13 protein-coding genes are annotated in these 15,851 nt (G+C 72.8%); 2 read left to right on the forward strand and 11 right to left on the reverse strand.

What is annotated here, in order from left to right; genetic code table 11:
- From ACQP2Y_RS36905 to ACQP2Y_RS36955, 11 genes are all read right to left on the reverse strand, one after another.
- Positions 1 to 957 carry a glycosyltransferase family 2 protein gene (locus ACQP2Y_RS36905; RefSeq protein WP_433720809.1) on the reverse strand — a complete coding sequence of 319 codons (957 nt, stop codon included), beginning with the start codon at positions 955 to 957 and terminating at the stop codon, positions 1 to 3.
- Positions 950 to 2,617, reverse strand: coding sequence for a hypothetical protein (locus tag ACQP2Y_RS36910; RefSeq protein WP_433720811.1), 1,668 nt, complete (start codon positions 2,615 to 2,617; stop codon positions 950 to 952). Before ACQP2Y_RS36910 ends, ACQP2Y_RS36905 begins: the two co-directional genes overlap by 8 nt.
- Positions 2,618 to 2,753: 136 nt before the next feature.
- Complete coding sequence (locus ACQP2Y_RS36915) at positions 2,754 to 4,700, reverse strand: delta-60 repeat domain-containing protein (RefSeq protein WP_433720813.1); 1,947 nt, start codon at positions 4,698 to 4,700, stop codon at positions 2,754 to 2,756.
- 167 nt (positions 4,701 to 4,867) lie between these two features.
- The gene (locus tag ACQP2Y_RS36920; protein ID WP_433720815.1) at positions 4,868 to 5,809 is read right to left on the reverse strand and encodes a glycosyltransferase; all 942 of its coding nucleotides are present in this window, start codon (positions 5,807 to 5,809) and stop codon (positions 4,868 to 4,870) included.
- Entirely contained in the window at positions 5,806 to 6,669 is an 864-nt protein-coding gene (locus ACQP2Y_RS36925) for a phosphatase PAP2 family protein (RefSeq protein WP_433720817.1), read from the reverse strand. Before ACQP2Y_RS36925 ends, ACQP2Y_RS36920 begins: the two co-directional genes overlap by 4 nt.
- Before the next feature lie 72 nt (positions 6,670 to 6,741).
- Positions 6,742 to 8,259, reverse strand: coding sequence for a sugar transferase (locus ACQP2Y_RS36930; protein WP_433720819.1), 1,518 nt, complete (start codon positions 8,257 to 8,259; stop codon positions 6,742 to 6,744).
- 578 nt (positions 8,260 to 8,837) lie between these two features.
- The gene (locus tag ACQP2Y_RS36935) at positions 8,838 to 9,053 is read right to left on the reverse strand and encodes a ferredoxin (RefSeq protein WP_433720821.1); all 216 of its coding nucleotides are present in this window, start codon (positions 9,051 to 9,053) and stop codon (positions 8,838 to 8,840) included.
- Positions 9,050 to 10,285 carry an NADH-ubiquinone oxidoreductase-F iron-sulfur binding region domain-containing protein gene (locus ACQP2Y_RS36940; RefSeq protein WP_433720823.1) on the reverse strand — a complete coding sequence of 412 codons (1,236 nt, stop codon included), beginning with the start codon at positions 10,283 to 10,285 and terminating at the stop codon, positions 9,050 to 9,052. Before ACQP2Y_RS36940 ends, ACQP2Y_RS36935 begins: the two co-directional genes overlap by 4 nt.
- Complete coding sequence (locus ACQP2Y_RS36945; protein ID WP_433720825.1) at positions 10,282 to 10,857, reverse strand: ferric reductase-like transmembrane domain-containing protein; 576 nt, start codon at positions 10,855 to 10,857, stop codon at positions 10,282 to 10,284. The genes ACQP2Y_RS36940 and ACQP2Y_RS36945 overlap by 4 nt, the downstream gene beginning before the upstream one ends.
- The gene (locus ACQP2Y_RS36950) at positions 10,854 to 11,768 is read right to left on the reverse strand and encodes an FAD:protein FMN transferase (RefSeq protein ID WP_433720827.1); all 915 of its coding nucleotides are present in this window, start codon (positions 11,766 to 11,768) and stop codon (positions 10,854 to 10,856) included. Before ACQP2Y_RS36950 ends, ACQP2Y_RS36945 begins: the two co-directional genes overlap by 4 nt.
- 1 nt (position 11,769) lies before the next feature.
- Complete coding sequence (locus ACQP2Y_RS36955) at positions 11,770 to 12,036, reverse strand: hypothetical protein (RefSeq protein WP_433720829.1); 267 nt, start codon at positions 12,034 to 12,036, stop codon at positions 11,770 to 11,772.
- A gap of 149 nt (positions 12,037 to 12,185) precedes the next feature.
- Here ACQP2Y_RS36955 and ACQP2Y_RS36960 point away from each other — a divergent pair, with 149 nt between their 5' ends.
- Together ACQP2Y_RS36960 and ACQP2Y_RS36965 are read left to right on the forward strand one after the other, a co-directional pair.
- Complete coding sequence (locus ACQP2Y_RS36960) at positions 12,186 to 14,912, forward strand: AAA family ATPase (RefSeq protein WP_433720831.1); 2,727 nt, start codon at positions 12,186 to 12,188, stop codon at positions 14,910 to 14,912.
- Between the two features lie 63 nt (positions 14,913 to 14,975).
- Entirely contained in the window at positions 14,976 to 15,839 is an 864-nt protein-coding gene (locus ACQP2Y_RS36965; RefSeq protein ID WP_433720833.1) for an alpha/beta hydrolase, read from the forward strand.
- Positions 15,840 to 15,851: the final 12 nt, after the last annotated feature.

Below are 15,851 nucleotides of genomic sequence, written 5' to 3' on the forward strand. Positions count from 1 at the left end.
TCAGATCCCCTTACCGCGCTTCTGCGCCATCCGCAGCACCCGCTCGCCGGTCATCAGACCGAGGATGACGGGTACGGTGACCAGCACGCGCTTCTCCCGCGGGTTCAGCCGGATGACCGCGGCCAGCTCCTTCATCGCCTCGGTCCGCCGGTTGCCCGAGGCCAGCGCGAACGCGATCTGCCCGCGCAGCCGGGCCATCCCGGCGCGGCTGGTGGCCAGCTCGGGGTGCTTGCCGATGAGGTACCGCTGGGCCTCGACGATGGTCGCCCAGCGTCCGAAGTAGAACGACCCCCCGTGCCAGTCGACGATGACCAGCGCCTCCCGCACCACCGCGATCGGTGTCGTCGCCGACACCCGCAGCAGCCACTCGTAGTCCTCGCTGTAGCCACCGGGGATACCCTCGTCGACCTCGCCGGCCGCCGCCCACGTGGACCGGCGCACGAGCATGGTGCTGGAGTGCACCTCCATCACGCGGTCGGCGAGCAGCTCCTCGTGCACGACCCGGTCGCGGTCCAGCACGCGTTCCTTGTCGATGCCCGGCCCGCGCAGCCGCAGGCCGCAGCTGACCGCGCCGATCGCCGGGTCGGCGAGCTGCTCGACCTGGCGGCTCAGCTTGGTCGGCAGCCAGATGTCGTCGTCGTCGCAGAACGCCAGCAGCTCGCCGGTCGCCGCCTCCACCCCGCTGTTACGGCCGCCGGGCAGTCCCTGCCGGCGGGTGTTGGCGATCAGCTTGAGCGAGCGGTCGGGGCCGACCGGCACGTCCAGCTCCCGCACGTCGACGTGGTCGTAGACCACGACACACTCGACCCGGCCGGGATAGTCCTGGCCGAGGATGCTGGCGACGGCGCGTTCGAGCAGCCCGGGCCGGTCCCGGGTGGCGACGACGACGGTGATCTCCGGGTAGGTCTGCGGCACGGCGTTCTCCCCTGCGCTGTCGGGCACGGCGCTCTCAGGCACTGCGGCCTCCGGTGAGCACGAAGCCGACCGTCTGGGCGCCGGCCGAGCGCAGCCGGTCGACCAGGCGGGACAGCTCGGCGTTACGGGTCCGGTCGCGGGCCACCACGAGCACCGCGACCCCGGACTGCGCGGCCCGGACGCCCCGCTCGTCGGTGTCGGACGGGGGCGCGTCGATGACCACGATGCCGGACTCCGGCTCCTCGCCGAGGTTGCACAGCCGGATGACACCGCCGCCGATCAGCACGACCAGCAGCCGGCTGTCCGCGTCGCTTCCGGCCGACCCGGCCGCGACCACGGGCGTCTGCCGGACCGGCGCCTCCATGATCAGGGTGGCCTCGGGGTCGGCCGAGGTGGTCTGCACCTGGGTGGGGGCGCCGGCGGTGCGCACGCCGGAGCCGGCGACCCGGGTGACCCCCGGCGCCGCGGTGGCACCGGTGCCGCCCAGCCCGAGACGGCCCGCAGCCGCCGATCCGTTCAGCCCGGCGGGCGCGGACGTCGACAGCGTGCGGGGACGCGGCGGGGTGCGCTTCTGCGCGGCGAACAGCACCCGCTTGAGCTCCTCGTGGGTCTCCGGCGGCGCGGCCAGCGTGACGTCCTGCCCGGCCTCGGCCAGCGCGACCGCCAGATTGCCGGTCACCGTCGTGCGGCCCTCGTCGTTGCGGCCGGACAGCACGACGAGCGCGCGGTCGGGATGCCGGTCGATCCACTTGAGCACCGCCAGCGAGACGTACCGGGCGTCGGCCGCGGCGGCCTCGTCGTGATGCCGGCCGACCGCGCGGACCACGCCGAGCGCCGGCAGCCCGACCAGATCGGCGGCCTGGTCGATGGAACGGACCCGGCGGTCCAGCGCCTCCCGGGCGTGCGCGGCGACCATGCCCAGCAGGAGCCCGCCGAGCCCGGCGCCGAGCAGATAGAGCAGGCCGGCGTCGTGGCTGGACGGGATCGGCGAGCGGGCCGCGGCGGTGATCGAGCCGGGGCTCAGGTCGGCCGAGGAGACCTTGGCGCGCGCGTTGGCGAGCTGGGCGATCTGGTCGTTGAGCGCGCTCACCTGGTCCAGCGTCGCCTCGGTACGCGGCGACGCGGTGTCGGTGCTGCTCTTCTGGTTGGGCAGCGTCTTCTGCACCGCCAGCCGCTGCCCGGTCACCTGCTTGATGGTGTTGTCGTACGAGAGGATCAGCGCGGCCCGCTGCTGCTTGTAGATGTCCTCACGGACCCGCAGGTAGGTCTGCGCGGCGGTGTTGGCGCCGGTGATCGCGCTGCGCTCGCTGTCGCCGGCGTACTGGAAGCGCAGCACCTGGCCGCCCGTGGGCACCTCGGTGGTGAGCGACTCACGGACCGCCTCGGGATCGCGGTCGAGGATCCGGGCGGTCGAGTCGATGACGTCGTTGCCCAGGGCGATGCCGTTCTCGGCGGTCATGTTGATGGCCCGGTCGGCGCCACTGGACGGCAGGGTGAACGGGTCGGTGACCACGGGACGCAGCACGACAACCGTTGTCGCGCGATACGTCGCCGGGAAGAAAAAGAGGTAGGCGAGCACCGCGAGCGTGACGGCCGCGGTGGCGGACAGCACGATGCGCCACCTTCGCAGCGGAATCCGTACGACGTCCGCGAAGCCGACGACCCGCTGCCGGCTCGCGGCGACGGAATCAGTCACATCCATGAGTCGTCTCTCCCCGACATGTGTGCAGTTGTGTTTCGGTAGAGCTTGTTCTCACCGAAACCTTCCCCGGCCGGCATCCTCGCGCGGCCGGGGAAGGTTACGCAACAGAGAGTCGTCGCTCCGACGACAGTCTGTGTTACGAAGTGGCGAAGAACAGGGTCGGGTTCGACCATGTCGCCTCGGCCGTCGGCGCCGCCACCACAGTGGCGGTGGAGCCGTCGACCGCAGTCGACGCCGAGGCGTCGAAGTTGACCGTCCGCAGTGAACCGTCCGTGGAACCGTAGACCAGCTTGCCGGCCACCCAGGTCATGCCGCGCACCGTGCGCCAGTCGATGCCCGAGGTGGGCAGCGTGAAGGCGGTGCAACCGATGACGTAGCCGTCCGGCGTGAGGTAACGATAGAACAGCGCGTTGCTCGACGCTGTCGTGTAATACATCCGGCCCTGCAGATAGAACGAGCCGGTCATGCTGGCCGCGGCGTACCACGAGTTGTAGCCGCTGCCGACCCACGGGGCACCGATCGCGCCGGAACCACTGAGGATCGAGATGTTCAGCAGACTGCCGCTGGGCGCGCTGCTGTCCGTCTTGGCCCAGTACACCTTGTTGGACACCACGAACGCCGACTTGGCGTTGGTGAGCTGCGGCTGGCTGACCGTCGCCGGGGCGCCCACCCCGGACACGCCGTAGGACACCTTGGTCACCTGGCCGTTACCGGCCCCCAGGTAGAGGTAACCGGAGGCGGCCTGCGGGGCGTCCTGGATCGCGATGGTGCGTCCACCCGCGTCCGGGAAGTAGCCCTGCCGGCCGTGGTACTCGTTGCCCAGGCCATCGGCGTCGAAGCCGGCGAACAGCCCGTTCGGGCCCTTCCACAGCTCCCACATGATCGGGCCCCAGTTGGTCCCGCCGGCCGGCAGCTGGCTGCCCGGTGACCGGGTCGGGTTCCAGTTCAGCGGTACGCCGTTCTGCTGGTCCAGCGCGGCGATGCCGTAGCGGCTGACGCCACCCGGGCCCTGCGTGTCGTTGCCGTTGGCGTTGTTCTGCCAGCGGAAGTGCCCGCCGACGTAGACGACCCCGTCGGCGACCTCGAGCGAGGTGACCGAGTCGGTGCCGGTGACGTCGACCCAGGTCGCCTGGACGTTGCTGCCCCGGTCCGCGGTCTCCCAGCGGGCGGTGGAGTCGCAGTACGCGTCACCGCGGCCACCGTCGGCGATGATGACGAAGTAGCTGCCGTCGTCGTTGAAGTCGACGTCACGGGCGTAGAACGGGAACGAGCTGCTGTAGCAGGCGGCCACGTACCGGTCGGTGTTCCAGTCCGCGACGGTGGGCGTGCTCGCGGTGTCGATCATGACGACCTGGTTGCGGGCGTTGCCGTTGACCTCGGTGAAGTTGCCGACCGCCACGACCGTGTCACCGTCGGGCGCGACCGCGAGGCCCCAGACCAGCTCGGTGCTGTTGCTGTACGGCCGGGCTCCGCTGGCGTCGACCTGGAAGGTGCTGTCGATCGCGCCGGTGGTGGCGTTGAGCCGGGCCAGCAGCCCGTGCTCGGTGCCGTTGATCCAGTGGAAGGCACCGGCGATGTAGAGCTGGTTGTCGTGCACGATGGCGCGGCGCACCACCCCGCCGTCGGCGCGGCCGACCCAGCCGGTGATCGTGTCACCGGTGGCCGGGTCCAGCTCGACGAGGTTCTTGCGGGACACGCCGTTCACGGTGCCGAAGCTGCCGCCGACGATGAGCTTGCCGTCCGGGCTGACCGCGAGGGTCTGCACCGCGCCGTCGAGCACCGGGGTGAAGCCCGTGCGCAGCGCGCCGGTGCCGGCGTCGTAGGCCACCAGGTTGCTCGCCGGCGACCAGGTGCTCGCGCCGGCGGCCTTGATGCCGCTGAAGGATCCGCCGGCGTAGACCGTGTTGCCGATCTGCGCGAACGCACGGATGCTGCCGTTCTGGGCGTGCGGCGTGTAGTCCACCGGGTTGGCCGTGACGATGGTCGCGGGGTCGTTCGGGGGGACGTACACGGCGGAGGCCGGGATGGCGGTCAGAGCGACCGTCAGACTCAGCACCGCGGCGGAGGCCAGGATTCTGGCCACCGGCCGCGACCGGAGTCGACGCTTTAGGGACACGGGCCCTCCTAATGAGAATTTAAAGATTGACGCAGCCTCGTGCGGTGAGCGTCAGTTCGCTATCGACCGTCCGGACGGAGACGTTGCCTGCTCGGTTCCGGCGGGGGCACAGAGGATGGACGAAGTCTGTGCGATCACGACGGAGCCAGCCGGAACGGCGCCACCCCGGGGCTCGCCCGGACCTGCCAGGCCGCCGCCTCCGCCAGATCTTCGAGGCCGACCTCCGGCGCCTCCCGGGCCACGACCAGCTTCCTGCCTTCCAGTTCGCGGGCCATCGCGACCTGGTGGTCGTCGACGTGCTCACCGAAGGCCTTGCGCCGCGGCACGTACAGCGCGCGCTTGCCGGCCTGCATCGCCGCCAGCGCGGAGCCCACCCCGGCGTGCGCGATGACCACGTCCGCCTCGGCGAGGGCCTGGCGCATCTCGGTGATCGGCACCTGTTTCCGGGCGCCGGCGGGCATCTTATCGACCACGGTCGAGCCCACCTGCCACAGCACGTCCCATTCCGGCGGCAACAGGGTCACGAGATGGTTGAGCAGGCGCGGGAACGTGTAGCGCTCGTGGGTGCCCAGCGTCACCACGACCTTGCTCACCGGGCGCGGCTCGGCGACCGGCTCCGCCTCGAAGGCGTCGAAGATGGACCCGGCGTACTGCCAGGTGTCGTCCGCCCAGGCCGGATACTGCGTGTAGAGCCGGGTGCGCGGCACCCGGGCGGCGAGCCGGCCGGTCAGCGAGGGGCCCTCGGTGCGGGTGGCACTCTCGATGTAGGAGCACGGCACCCCGGCGCGGGTGGCGGGCAGGAAGAACGCCAGGGCCACGCTGGCGCCGGTGCTGATCACCCGCTCGTAGCGTTCACGGCGGAACATCCGCTCGGCGACGATCAGGTCCTTGACCGCGCCGACCAGGTCCCGGCTGGTGGCCGGAGGCACGAAGACGACATCCTCGCCGTCGAGCAGGGACCGGCTCTGCGGACTGTCGAAAGTCACCCAGCGCCGCTCCCCCACGTCGAGCCGGGGCCTCAGGTCGTGCAGTTCGGCGAGATGACCCCCGGTCGAAGCGACGAGCAGTGTCGTCACGACGCGTTCGCCGTGGCGACCGGCTCGGCAGCCGGGGCGGCCATAGCCTCCGTCGCGGCGGCGGGCGTCGGCGCCGGCGTCGGGCGTGGATACCGGCCGACCAGGATGCCGACAGCCAGGGCGTAGCCCAGGAACAGCGCCGGGCCGAAGACCAGGCCGCTGATGACGTCGGTGAGCCAGTGCTTCTGGGTGTAGATGCGCGAGTAGCCCTCGTACGTCGCCATGATCAGCACGACGGTGCCCAGCAGCACGTGCCAGCGCCGGCCCATCTTCCAGGTCAGCGCGACGAACAGCGCGATCGCCCCGAAGGTCATGACCACCCGGGCGATACCGCCCGACGGGTACGAGCCCAGCCCGGTCGGCGGGTGACCGCGGTTGACCATGCCGGCCAGGATGGCCTGCACGTACTGCTCCAGCGGGAAGCTGAGCAGGATCGCCACCAGCGGGATCCAGAACCGCTTGCGCCAGAACGGGGCGAAGAGCACCGCCGCCACGACCACCACGATCTTGAGCGGGTCACGGTCGCCGAGCGTGGTGTACCACCAGTTGAAGTCCTCGAAGCCGGGGCTGCGGCGGTCGGTCACCCAGAGCAGCACCGGCCAGTCGACGACGTTCTCCAGGCGGTGGGCCAGGATGCCGACCGGCCAGAAGACCGCGATGACGGCGGCGGCCCAGAACAGCACGAAGACCAGCGCGGTCATCGGCCGTCCGAGGGTCACGACCAGCCCGGCGACGGACTCGCGGGTCTTCGCCGCCAGCCGTCCACGGGCCAGCCGCCGGCCCGGCCCGTACGCCAGCAGCGGGCCCACCACCGCGGGCACGATGACCGCGAACGCGGCGATGAAATACAGCAGTACCACCGAAGTGTCCCCATCCTGCGGCGTCCCGGCCGCATGCTTGCACCACCTGTCGAACGACGCCCCACGCGCCGCTCAGTAGGCTCCCGAGCCCCGCATGACCGCCATCGCGGTCCGCATGAGGATCACCAGGTCGACGGTGAGCGACCAGTTCTCCACATACCGCAGGTCGAGCCGGATCGAGTCCTCCCAGGACAGGTCCGACCGCCCGCTCACCTGCCACAACCCCGTCATGCCGGGCTTGACCACCAGCCGCCGGCGCATGTCCTGCGGATACTGCTCGACCTCGCTGGGCAGCGGCGGGCGCGGCCCGACCAGCGACATCTCCCCCAGCAGGACATTGATCAGCTGGGGCAGCTCGTCGAGCGAGTAGCGGCGCAGGATCCGTCCGGACCGGGTGACCCGCGGGTCCGCGCGGATCTTGAACAGCACGCCGGTGTGCTCGTTCTGCTGCCGCATCGCCTCGAAGCGCGCCTCGGCGTCGGTGTGCATCGTGCGGAACTTGTACATCCGGAACGATTCGCCGCCGCGGCCCACCCGGACCTGGCGGAAGAACACCGGGCCACCGGTGTCCAGCCGGATGACCAGCGCGACCAGCAGGAACAGCGGCGCGAGCAGCACCAGCAGCAGCGCGGCCACCGACACGTCGAACATGGACTTGATCAGGCGCCGGCCGCCGGAGAGCCGCGGGTGCTCGATGTGCATCATCGGCAGCCCGTCGACCGGGCGCACGGTGATCCGGTCACCGGCGGTGTCCACCAGCGACGACGAGACGATCAGGTCGATGTCGTCGCGCTCCAGCTCCCAGGCCAGGCGGCGCAGCATCGGGCCGTCGAGCTCCGGGCAGGACAGCACCATCACCGTGTCGGCCCCGGCGGCGGCGGCCGAATTCGCTGCCGCGCCCAGGGCGCCGAACACCGGCACGTCGACCGTGTGCGCCGCGTCGGCGAGCTGGCTCGCCGGCAGGCAGGCGCCGATGACCTGGAACCCGTGGTGCGAGCGGCGGTGCAGCTGGCGGGTCATCTGTGCGACGGCCGTGGCGTGCCCGAGCGCCAGCACCCGGTGCATGCAGGCCCCGCGCCGGCGGGAACGGTGCAGCACCTTGCGCAACACGAAGCGGCCGGTCAGCGAGAGCACGGTGGTCAGCACGAGAGCGATCAGCAGATAGCCCCGGGCGATGTCCGCGTTGGCCACATAGGAGGCGAGCGCTATGCCCATGGTGAGGCGTACGCCGGCCCGCAGCACCCGCTGATATTCCTCGCCGCCGACGAAAAGCACCCGCCGTTCGTAGGCGTGCGTCAGCGCCAGCAGACCCACCCACACCGGCGGGATCAGCGCGGACAGCACCAGATACCAGTCCGCGTACGGCGCGCCCTGGAACCGCAGCACGAAGGCGGCCAGCGTGGCCACCAGGGTCGCGCCGAAGTCGATGACCAGCAGCAGCTTGACGTAGCGGGCCTCCCAGACCCATCGGTCGGCGTGGCCCCGCTCGTCGGAGACACCGAGATCCCGTTCGGTGACGCCCGCATACGATGAAGTTGTCGGAATCGGTCCGGTCGCGGCGTTGTCCGCCGTTGTTTCCGTCGTTGTCACGACGCCCCTGCCCGCCGTGAGACCCCACGCCCACTCGGCAATTTCGTGCACCCCACTTACGACGCCCCCCACCCCTTGGCCTCACAACAACAAAGCGCAAGGACGCTCAGGCGGTGAACGCTAGACGACGGCCAGGAAAATAGAGACCCCAGGGTCGCAATCTTTACGAACGCGGGACCAAGTTTTCGGATACCGGGGCGGGCGGCAACATCGTGCATTGCCGGTGAACTCGGCTCTACATCGGACAAAATAACAGGCGTACCGAGAGTGACGTCGGTGGACGACGACTGGCCGGTCCTGGTCCGCTTTTTCCACATTGGCGCCCGTGATTTGTCCGATAGAGCCGATCATGGCATCGCACCGTAACATGCCGGACGCGGAGCGCGTGCGCGGGGTAGTTGTCACCTTCGATGTCCGGCCGACTCCAATCGATCATCCGGGTTGGACAGAAGTAGCCGAATGTGAGACACGCCCGTCGATCGGCCCCCTTGACAATGGATGATCCACTGAGTCGGTCGGCAAAAAGATCATGCCGCGACCATTTCGGACGAGGTGCGGAACGGCGAGCGCGAAGCAGTTCAGCGCCGTACGAGCCGCAGCGCCAGAGCGGGGCAGCGGTCGACGGCCCGGCGGGCGGAATCCTCGAGTCGCCGCGGCACCACGGGCTCCGCCGCACCGTCGCGGGCCACCGGGTAGCCCCAGTCGTCCTCGCTCAGCAGCTCGGGCAGCAACTCGGCGCAGAGCCCGCGGCCGTCGCAGGCCGTCCGGTCCACGTGCAGCCTGGTGGTGCTCATCGCCGTACCCCCTGGTGTCCGGATGCGACGGCCAGGCAGTGGCCGGCCAGATGCGCGGTCACATCGGCCTCGAAGGCGCGCATCGCGCTGATGATCATGCGGGCCGTGCCGTCCGGGTGCCGGCAGGCGCCGCGGCCGGTGACCAGCGCGGCCAGCCGCCGCACCTCGGCCGGCAGGCCGGGCCGGGCCCGGTGGTGGGCGAGGTCGCCCAGCGTGGCGGCCAGCCGGGGCAGGCCGTTGACGCACGGGCCGCACTGGCCGGCCACCTCGCCGGCCAGGTATCCGGCGATCCGGGCGGTCTCGGCCAGGCCGCACACGTGCGCCGGGAGCGCGAGCACGATGCCCGCGCCCGGGGACGCGCCCAACGGGGTCAGCGCCGCCCGGCTCACCTCGATCCCGGGCCGGGCCGGGACCCAGCCGCCGTGGTAACCGCCGAGCAGCACAGCCTGCAGTGGAGCCGTCGCGCCGCCGGCCGCGTCGACGAGGTCACCGAGCGGGACGCCATACCCGGCCTCGATCACGCCGGGCGCGCGCACCGCGCCGCCGACCGTCGCCAGGAAGGTGCCCGGCTCGTCGGGCGTGCCCGCGGCGCGGAACCAGCCGGGACCGTGCCGGGCGATCAGCGCCAGGTGGGCCAGCGTCTCGACGTTCTGCACGAGCGTCGGCGCCCCGCCCACCCCGGAGTCGGTGATCCGCACCAGTTTGTCGGCGGGCACGGCAGGCCGTCCCGAGACGGCGGCGACCACCGCGGACTCCTCCCCCGCCACGAAGGACTGCGGCGCGACGGTCACGGTGACCGGGACCGGGTCCAGGCCGGCCCCGCGCCGCGCGGCCAGGGCCGCCCGGACCCCGTCGGCCGAGGCCGCCGCGACATAGAGACGGGCGGTACGCGCCCCGAGCGCACCGGCCACGAGCTGCAGTCCGTCCAGGACCAGATGCGGCTGGTACGCGAGCAGCGCCCGGTCCTTGCCACTGGCCGGCTCCCCCTCGGCGCCGTTCGCCACGACCACCGCCGTACCCCCGGCCCGGCGCACCGCCTCGACCTTGCGCCACGTGGGGAAGCCGGCCCCACCGCGACCGGTCAGCCCGGCGGCGCGCAGCACTTCGACGAGCTGCTCGGCGTTCAGCACCGGCGCGCGTCCGTGCCGGCCGAGATGCGTGTCGAGCCGGCCGTCGTTGTCACCGGCGAGCAGGCGCAGGCGCACTCCGCCGGGGGCGTCCACCGTGGTCATCGAACCTCCTGAGGGGTGCGGACCCGGCGCGGGGCGCGGGCGGGGAACCGGGCGAACGAGGGCGTGACCCGCCACGCGACAGCGGCGAGGACCAGCGCGGTGCTGAGCACCAGGACGGTCCGCAGCCACCAGCTCGCCGCGTCCGTGCCGGTCTGCCAGCCGTGCAGCAGGGAGATCGGCCAGCACAGGTACGCCAGCCAGTGCACGAGCCGCCAGCCCCGCACACCGAGCCGGTGCCGCAGCAGGCTGGTGGCGATCAGCGCGAGCACCAGGTCGAAGGCCAGCGTGCCCAGCCCCAGCCAGAACGGCCGGTACTCGCCGGCGAACGGCACCACCAGATCGAAGAAGCGCAGCTGCGCGTACGGGTCGAACCAGAGGCTGACCACGTGCCCGACGAGCAGCGCGACGGCCAGCAGCGCGGCGTTGCGGTGCAGCATGTTGACCGCGAAGCGGGGCAGCCCGAAGGCCGTCCGCCCGGAGCGCGCGCCGATGCCCAGCGCCACCACGATCGAGAGCAGGACGAGCGAGACGACCCCGCTGCCCCGCCCCAGGTACCACAGCGCCTCGGTCATGCCGGCCACCCGCCCAGCCGCAGCACGTCCAGCTCCGGGGTGACCAGCCGGGCGGGCCCACCGCGGAGCAGCTCCGGCGCCGCATGGCCGCGCACGACCGCAGCCGTGCTCAGTGTGTTGGCGCGCAGGCACGAGGACGCCGCGACAGAGACCGTCCGCCACACCCGGGGCGCGGGCCGGCCGGTACGCGGATCGAGGATGTGGTGCAGCAGCTCGCCGGGGCGTCCCCAGGTGCGGCCGGCCGTGCTGGAGGTGGCGAGGGCAGCGCCGGCCGGCAACCGGATCGTGCAGTGCGGGTCGCCGGGCCGGTCCTGCACCAGCACCGACCAGCCGCCGTCCGGGGCGGGCCCGGCGGTCGCGATGTCCCCGCCCAGCGCCACCAGCACGCCGACGCCGAGCCGGACGGCCACCAGCCGGGCGGCCCGGTCGGCGGCGGCGGCCTTGGCGGTCGCACCGAGGTCGAGCAGGACGCCGTCCGGCACGGTGAGCTCGCGGTCGTGCAGCTGCACCGATCGCCAGTCCGGGGTGGCGAAGACCCGGACGGCCGGGGCGACCGCGCGCCCCGTGACGGCGGCGAAGTCCCGGTCGTAGCCGAGACCGCACAGCGCGCCGCCGATCGTGGGATCGACGTCACCGTCGGTCTGCCGGGCGGCTTCGAGGGCAGCACCGACCAGGTCGGCGAGCAGCGGGCTGACCACCACCGGACGGCCACCGGCACGGCAGGCGACGGAGAGCTCGGAGTCCGGGCGGAACCGGCTGCACGCCGCGTCGACCGCGGCCAGTTCGGCCTCGACGACCGCGGTGGCCCGGGTGAGCAGGGCCGGCTCGGTGACGACGACCCGCGCCACAGTGCCCCAGACGGACCACTGGGCGGTGTCCGCCCCGATCGGCAGGGTCTCGATCAGCGGCATGTCACGACCCTCCGGAGGTGGCCTGGCCGGAGCCGTCGCTGCCGCCGGACAGCGACGGCGCCTCCGTACCGGTCGAGCCGCTGCCACTGTCGGTGGCGCTCTCGGTGGCGCTCTCGGGAGCCGTCGAGCTGTCGGTGGCCGGGGTGGTGTTCCCGGTGGAGTCGGCGGCCCGGGCGGCCAGGCCCACCCCGAGTGTCCCGGCCAGGCCGGCTGCGACCAGCACCCCGGTGAGCGCCGACGTGCGGCGTAGTGCCTTGTCCCGGTCCATCGGATCGTCCCCCTCATTTGTTGACGACTCAACCAATGTGCCGTGCCGACCTCGCCGTGGCCTGTGGCCCGGCTGGGCTCTTTCTGTGAACCGGTGACGTAACAAGGGGCCGGTAAGGTTCCCGGTGCCGGCCCGTTCTCGGAGGTGCGGTGGAGATCTTCGGACGGCAAGCCGAACAGCAGCGGCTCGCGCGCCTGCTCGACGCCCTGCCCGCGCAGGGCGGTGCCCTCGCGCTGCGCGGCGAGGCCGGCGTGGGCAAGTCGACCCTGCTGGGCTGGGCGGCCGGCGAGGCGACCCGGCGCGGCTGCCGGGTGCCGGCGGTGACGGGCGTGCAGGCCGAGTTCGACATCGCGTACGCCGGACTCGATCAGCTGGTCCGGCAGCTACCGCCGGACCCGTCGACCGGGCCGGCCCGCCGTACGGTGCTCGCGGCGGTCGACACCACCGGCCCGCCGTTGCGGCCCGCCCGGGTCGCGCTGGCCCTGCTGGAGCTGCTCACCGTCGCCGCCGCCCACGACCCCGTGCTGGTCACCGTCGACGACGCCCAATGGCTGGACGGGCCCAGCTGGACCGCGCTGTCCTTCGTCGCCCGCCGGCTCCAGACCGACGCGGTGCTGCTGCTGACGACCTTGCGCGACGGTGCCGAGGCCGACGCCCGCCTGGCCCGCGGCGGCATGGCCGAGCTCCGGCTCGACCTGCTCGGTGCGCAGCCGGCCGCCGCCCTGCTCGATCACCGCGCCCCGCACCTGCGTCCCGACCTGCGATCCCAGGTCCTCGCCGAGGCCGCGGGCAATCCGCTCGGCCTGGTCGAGCTGGCCGCCGTCGCCGTCCGCTCCGGCCCCGGCGCGTTGCTGCCCGCCTCGCTGCCGCTGACCACCCGGCTGGAGCACGCCTTCGCCCGGCTCGGGGCCGAGCTGCCCGCCGCCACCCGGGACCTGCTGCTCGTGGCCGCGCTCGACGACGGCGCCGCGGTGGACGAGATCGTGGCCGCCGCCGGCCGGCTCCAGCCGCCGGTCACCGCCGACGACCTGACGCCCGCCGTCACCGCGGATCTGATCACCATCGACGAGCCGCTCCTGGTCCGCTTCCGGCACCCGCTGATCCGTTCCGCGCTGCGCCAGCAGGCCGGCGTGGACCGGCGTCGCCGGGCGCACGCGGCGCTCGCCGAGGTGCTCGCCGGCCAGCCGGAACGCCGGATCTGGCACAGCGCCGAGGCGGCGACCGGCCCGGACGAGGGGCTCGCCCGCGAGCTCAGCACGGCCGCCGCGGCCGCCCGCCGGCGTGGCGCGGTCCGCACCGCGCTGGCCGCGCTGGAACGCGCGGCCCAGCTCAGCGAGCAGCCGCAGGAGCAGGCGAGCCGGTTGCTGGCGGCGGCCGAGGCGGCGCACGAGCTGGGCGACATCGACACGGTGCTGCGGCTGCTGCGCGGGCTGGAGAGCCGGACGCTGCTGGGCGCCGAGGAGGCCCGGTTCGCCTGGATGCGCGAGATCTTCCTGACCGCGGGCTGGTCCGGGGCCAGCCGGATGCCGGCGTTCGTGGAGATCATCGACCGGATGCGCAAGGACGGCGACACCACGGCCGCCCTGGACTCGATGGTCACGGTGAGCCTGCGCTGCTGGTGGTCCAACCCGGACCGGGCCACCCGGGACCTGATCGTCGGCGCGCTGGACCGGCTCGACGCGGCGCCGCTGGATCCCCGGCTGGTCTCGGTGCTGGCCCTGGTGGCGCCGATCGAGCAGGGCGCCCTGGCACTGCGGCGGATCGAGCAGCTCGGGACCCACCTGTCCGGCAATCCCGAGGAGCTGGAACTGCTCGCGATGGGCGCCTCGGCGGTCGGGGCGCTGCCGCTGTCGCTCGTCTTCGCCGCCGCGTCGGTGGCCGGGTTGCGCGCCCAGGGCCGGATGGGCACCCTCACCCAGGCCCTGAACGGCCAGGCCACGATGGCCGCCCAGCTCGGCGACGTACGGCTGGCCACCGCCGCGGCGACCGAGGCCCGGGCGCTGGCGCTGGAGACCGGCCAGCCCCGGTGGGCCCTGACCGCCGACCTGTCCCGCGCCCTGGCCGAGGCGTTGCGCGGCAACGGCGAGACCGCCCGCGCGCTGGCCGACGCCGGTGAGGAGGCGCTGCTGCCCATCGGCGCCCACCCGATGCTGGCGTTGGTGCAGCTCGTCCGGGGCGTCGAGGCACTGGCCGGGAGCAACTACGCCGCCGCGTACGAGCACCTGCGCCGCATCGCCGATCCCGCCGAGCTGCCGTACCACCCGGTGCTGCGCTTCTGGGCCCTCGCACACCTGGCCGAGGCCGCCGTCGGCAGCGGACGGACGGACGAGCTGCGCGCCCTGGTCGCCGAGCTCAGCCCGCTGCGGGACGTCACCTGCTCACCGGTGCTGCTGGTCGGGCTCGACTACTGCGCCGCGGTGCTGGCCGATGACGACGCCGCATTCGAGCGGGCCCTCGCCGGGCCACAGCTGGCCGGGTGGCCGTTCGAGCGGGGGCGGCTGCTGCACGCGTACGGGGCCTGGCTGCGCCGCCGGCGCCGGGTGGCCGAGTGCCGCCCGCACCTGCGCGCCGCGGTCGAGGCGTTCGAGGCGCTCGGCACCGGGCCGTGGGCCGAGCGGTCCCGGGCCGAGCTGCGCGCGGCGGGCGAACGGGTCCGGCCCCGCACCGACGCACGGGACGGGCTCACCCCGCAGGAGCTGCAGATCGCCGAGCTGGCCGCCGCCGGCCTGAGCAACCGGGAGATCGGTGAGCGGCTGTTCCTGTCGCACCGCACGATCAGCACCCATCTCTACCGCATCTTCCCGAAGCTGGGCATCACCTCCCGCACCGAGCTGAACCGCGCACTCCGGCCCGCTCTTACGTCAGGTGACGTATAGCTGCCCGCCGCCGGCCCGTCCTACGGTGAGGCCGAAGCGTGGCCCACCACGAAGGAGCAGCGCATGTCCGAGCATCCCGCGACCGTCATCCCGGCCCACACCCTCACCGACATCGCCGAGGTCAACGCGACCGGGCTGACCCCGGTCGTCTTCATCCACGGGCTGTGGCTGCTGCCGAGCAGCTGGGACCGGTGGGCCGACGTCTTCCGGGCGGCCGGCTACGCCCCGATCACACCCGGCTGGCCGGACGACCCGGAGACCGTCGCCGAGGCCAACGCGCACCCTGAGGTCTTCGCCAACAAGACGGTCGGCCAGGTCGCCGACCACTACGCCGAGGTCATCGGCAAGCTGGACAAGCAGCCGGCGGTGGTCGGCCACTCGTTCGGCGGGCTGCTCGCGCAGATCGTGGCGGGCCGGGGACTGTCGGCGGCGACCGTGGCGATCGACGCGGCCCCGTTCCGCGGGGTGCTGCCGCTGCCGATCTCGGCCCTGCGGTCGGCCGCGCCGGTGCTGACCAACCCGGCGAACAGGCACAAGGCCGTACCGCTGACCTACGACCAGTTCCGGTACGCGTTCGCCAACGCGGTCAGCGAGGAGGAGGCCCACGAGCTGTACGAGACGTACTGCGTGCCGGCGCCGGGTGCCCCGCTGTTCCAGGCGGCGACGGCCAACCTGAACCCGTGGACCGAGGTGAAGGTGGACACGGAGAACCCGTACCGCGGGCCCATGATGATCATCTCGGGCGAGAAGGACCACACCGTGCCGCGGTCGCTCTCGGACGCCGCCTACAAGCAGCAGCTGAAGAACCCGGGCATCACCGAGTTCGCCGAGATCCCCGGGCGCGGCCACGCGCTGACCATCGACAGCGGCTGGCTGGAGGTCGCCCAGACCTCCCTGGCCTTCGTGGAACGCCACACCGAACGCTGACCCGTCCCGCGG

This window comes from Actinoplanes sp. CA-051413 (assembly GCF_050955795.1).
GTDB lineage: Bacteria > Actinomycetota > Actinomycetes > Mycobacteriales > Micromonosporaceae > Actinoplanes.

Coding starts and splice junctions, on each gene's coding strand:
- ACQP2Y_RS36910 (WP_433720811.1), bottom strand. CDS start 2,617: ATGGATGTGACTGATTCCGTCGCCGCGAGCCGGCAGCGGGTCGTCGGC.
- ACQP2Y_RS36935 (WP_433720821.1), bottom strand. CDS start 9,053: ATGAGCACCACCAGGCTGCACGTGGACCGGACGGCCTGCGACGGCCGC.
- ACQP2Y_RS36940 (WP_433720823.1), bottom strand. CDS start 10,285: ATGACCACGGTGGACGCCCCCGGCGGAGTGCGCCTGCGCCTGCTCGCC.
- ACQP2Y_RS36945 (WP_433720825.1), bottom strand. CDS start 10,857: ATGACCGAGGCGCTGTGGTACCTGGGGCGGGGCAGCGGGGTCGTCTCG.
- ACQP2Y_RS36950 (WP_433720827.1), bottom strand. CDS start 11,768: ATGCCGCTGATCGAGACCCTGCCGATCGGGGCGGACACCGCCCAGTGG.
- ACQP2Y_RS36955 (WP_433720829.1), bottom strand. CDS start 12,036: ATGGACCGGGACAAGGCACTACGCCGCACGTCGGCGCTCACCGGGGTG.
- ACQP2Y_RS36965 (WP_433720833.1), top strand. CDS start 14,976: ATGTCCGAGCATCCCGCGACCGTCATCCCGGCCCACACCCTCACCGAC.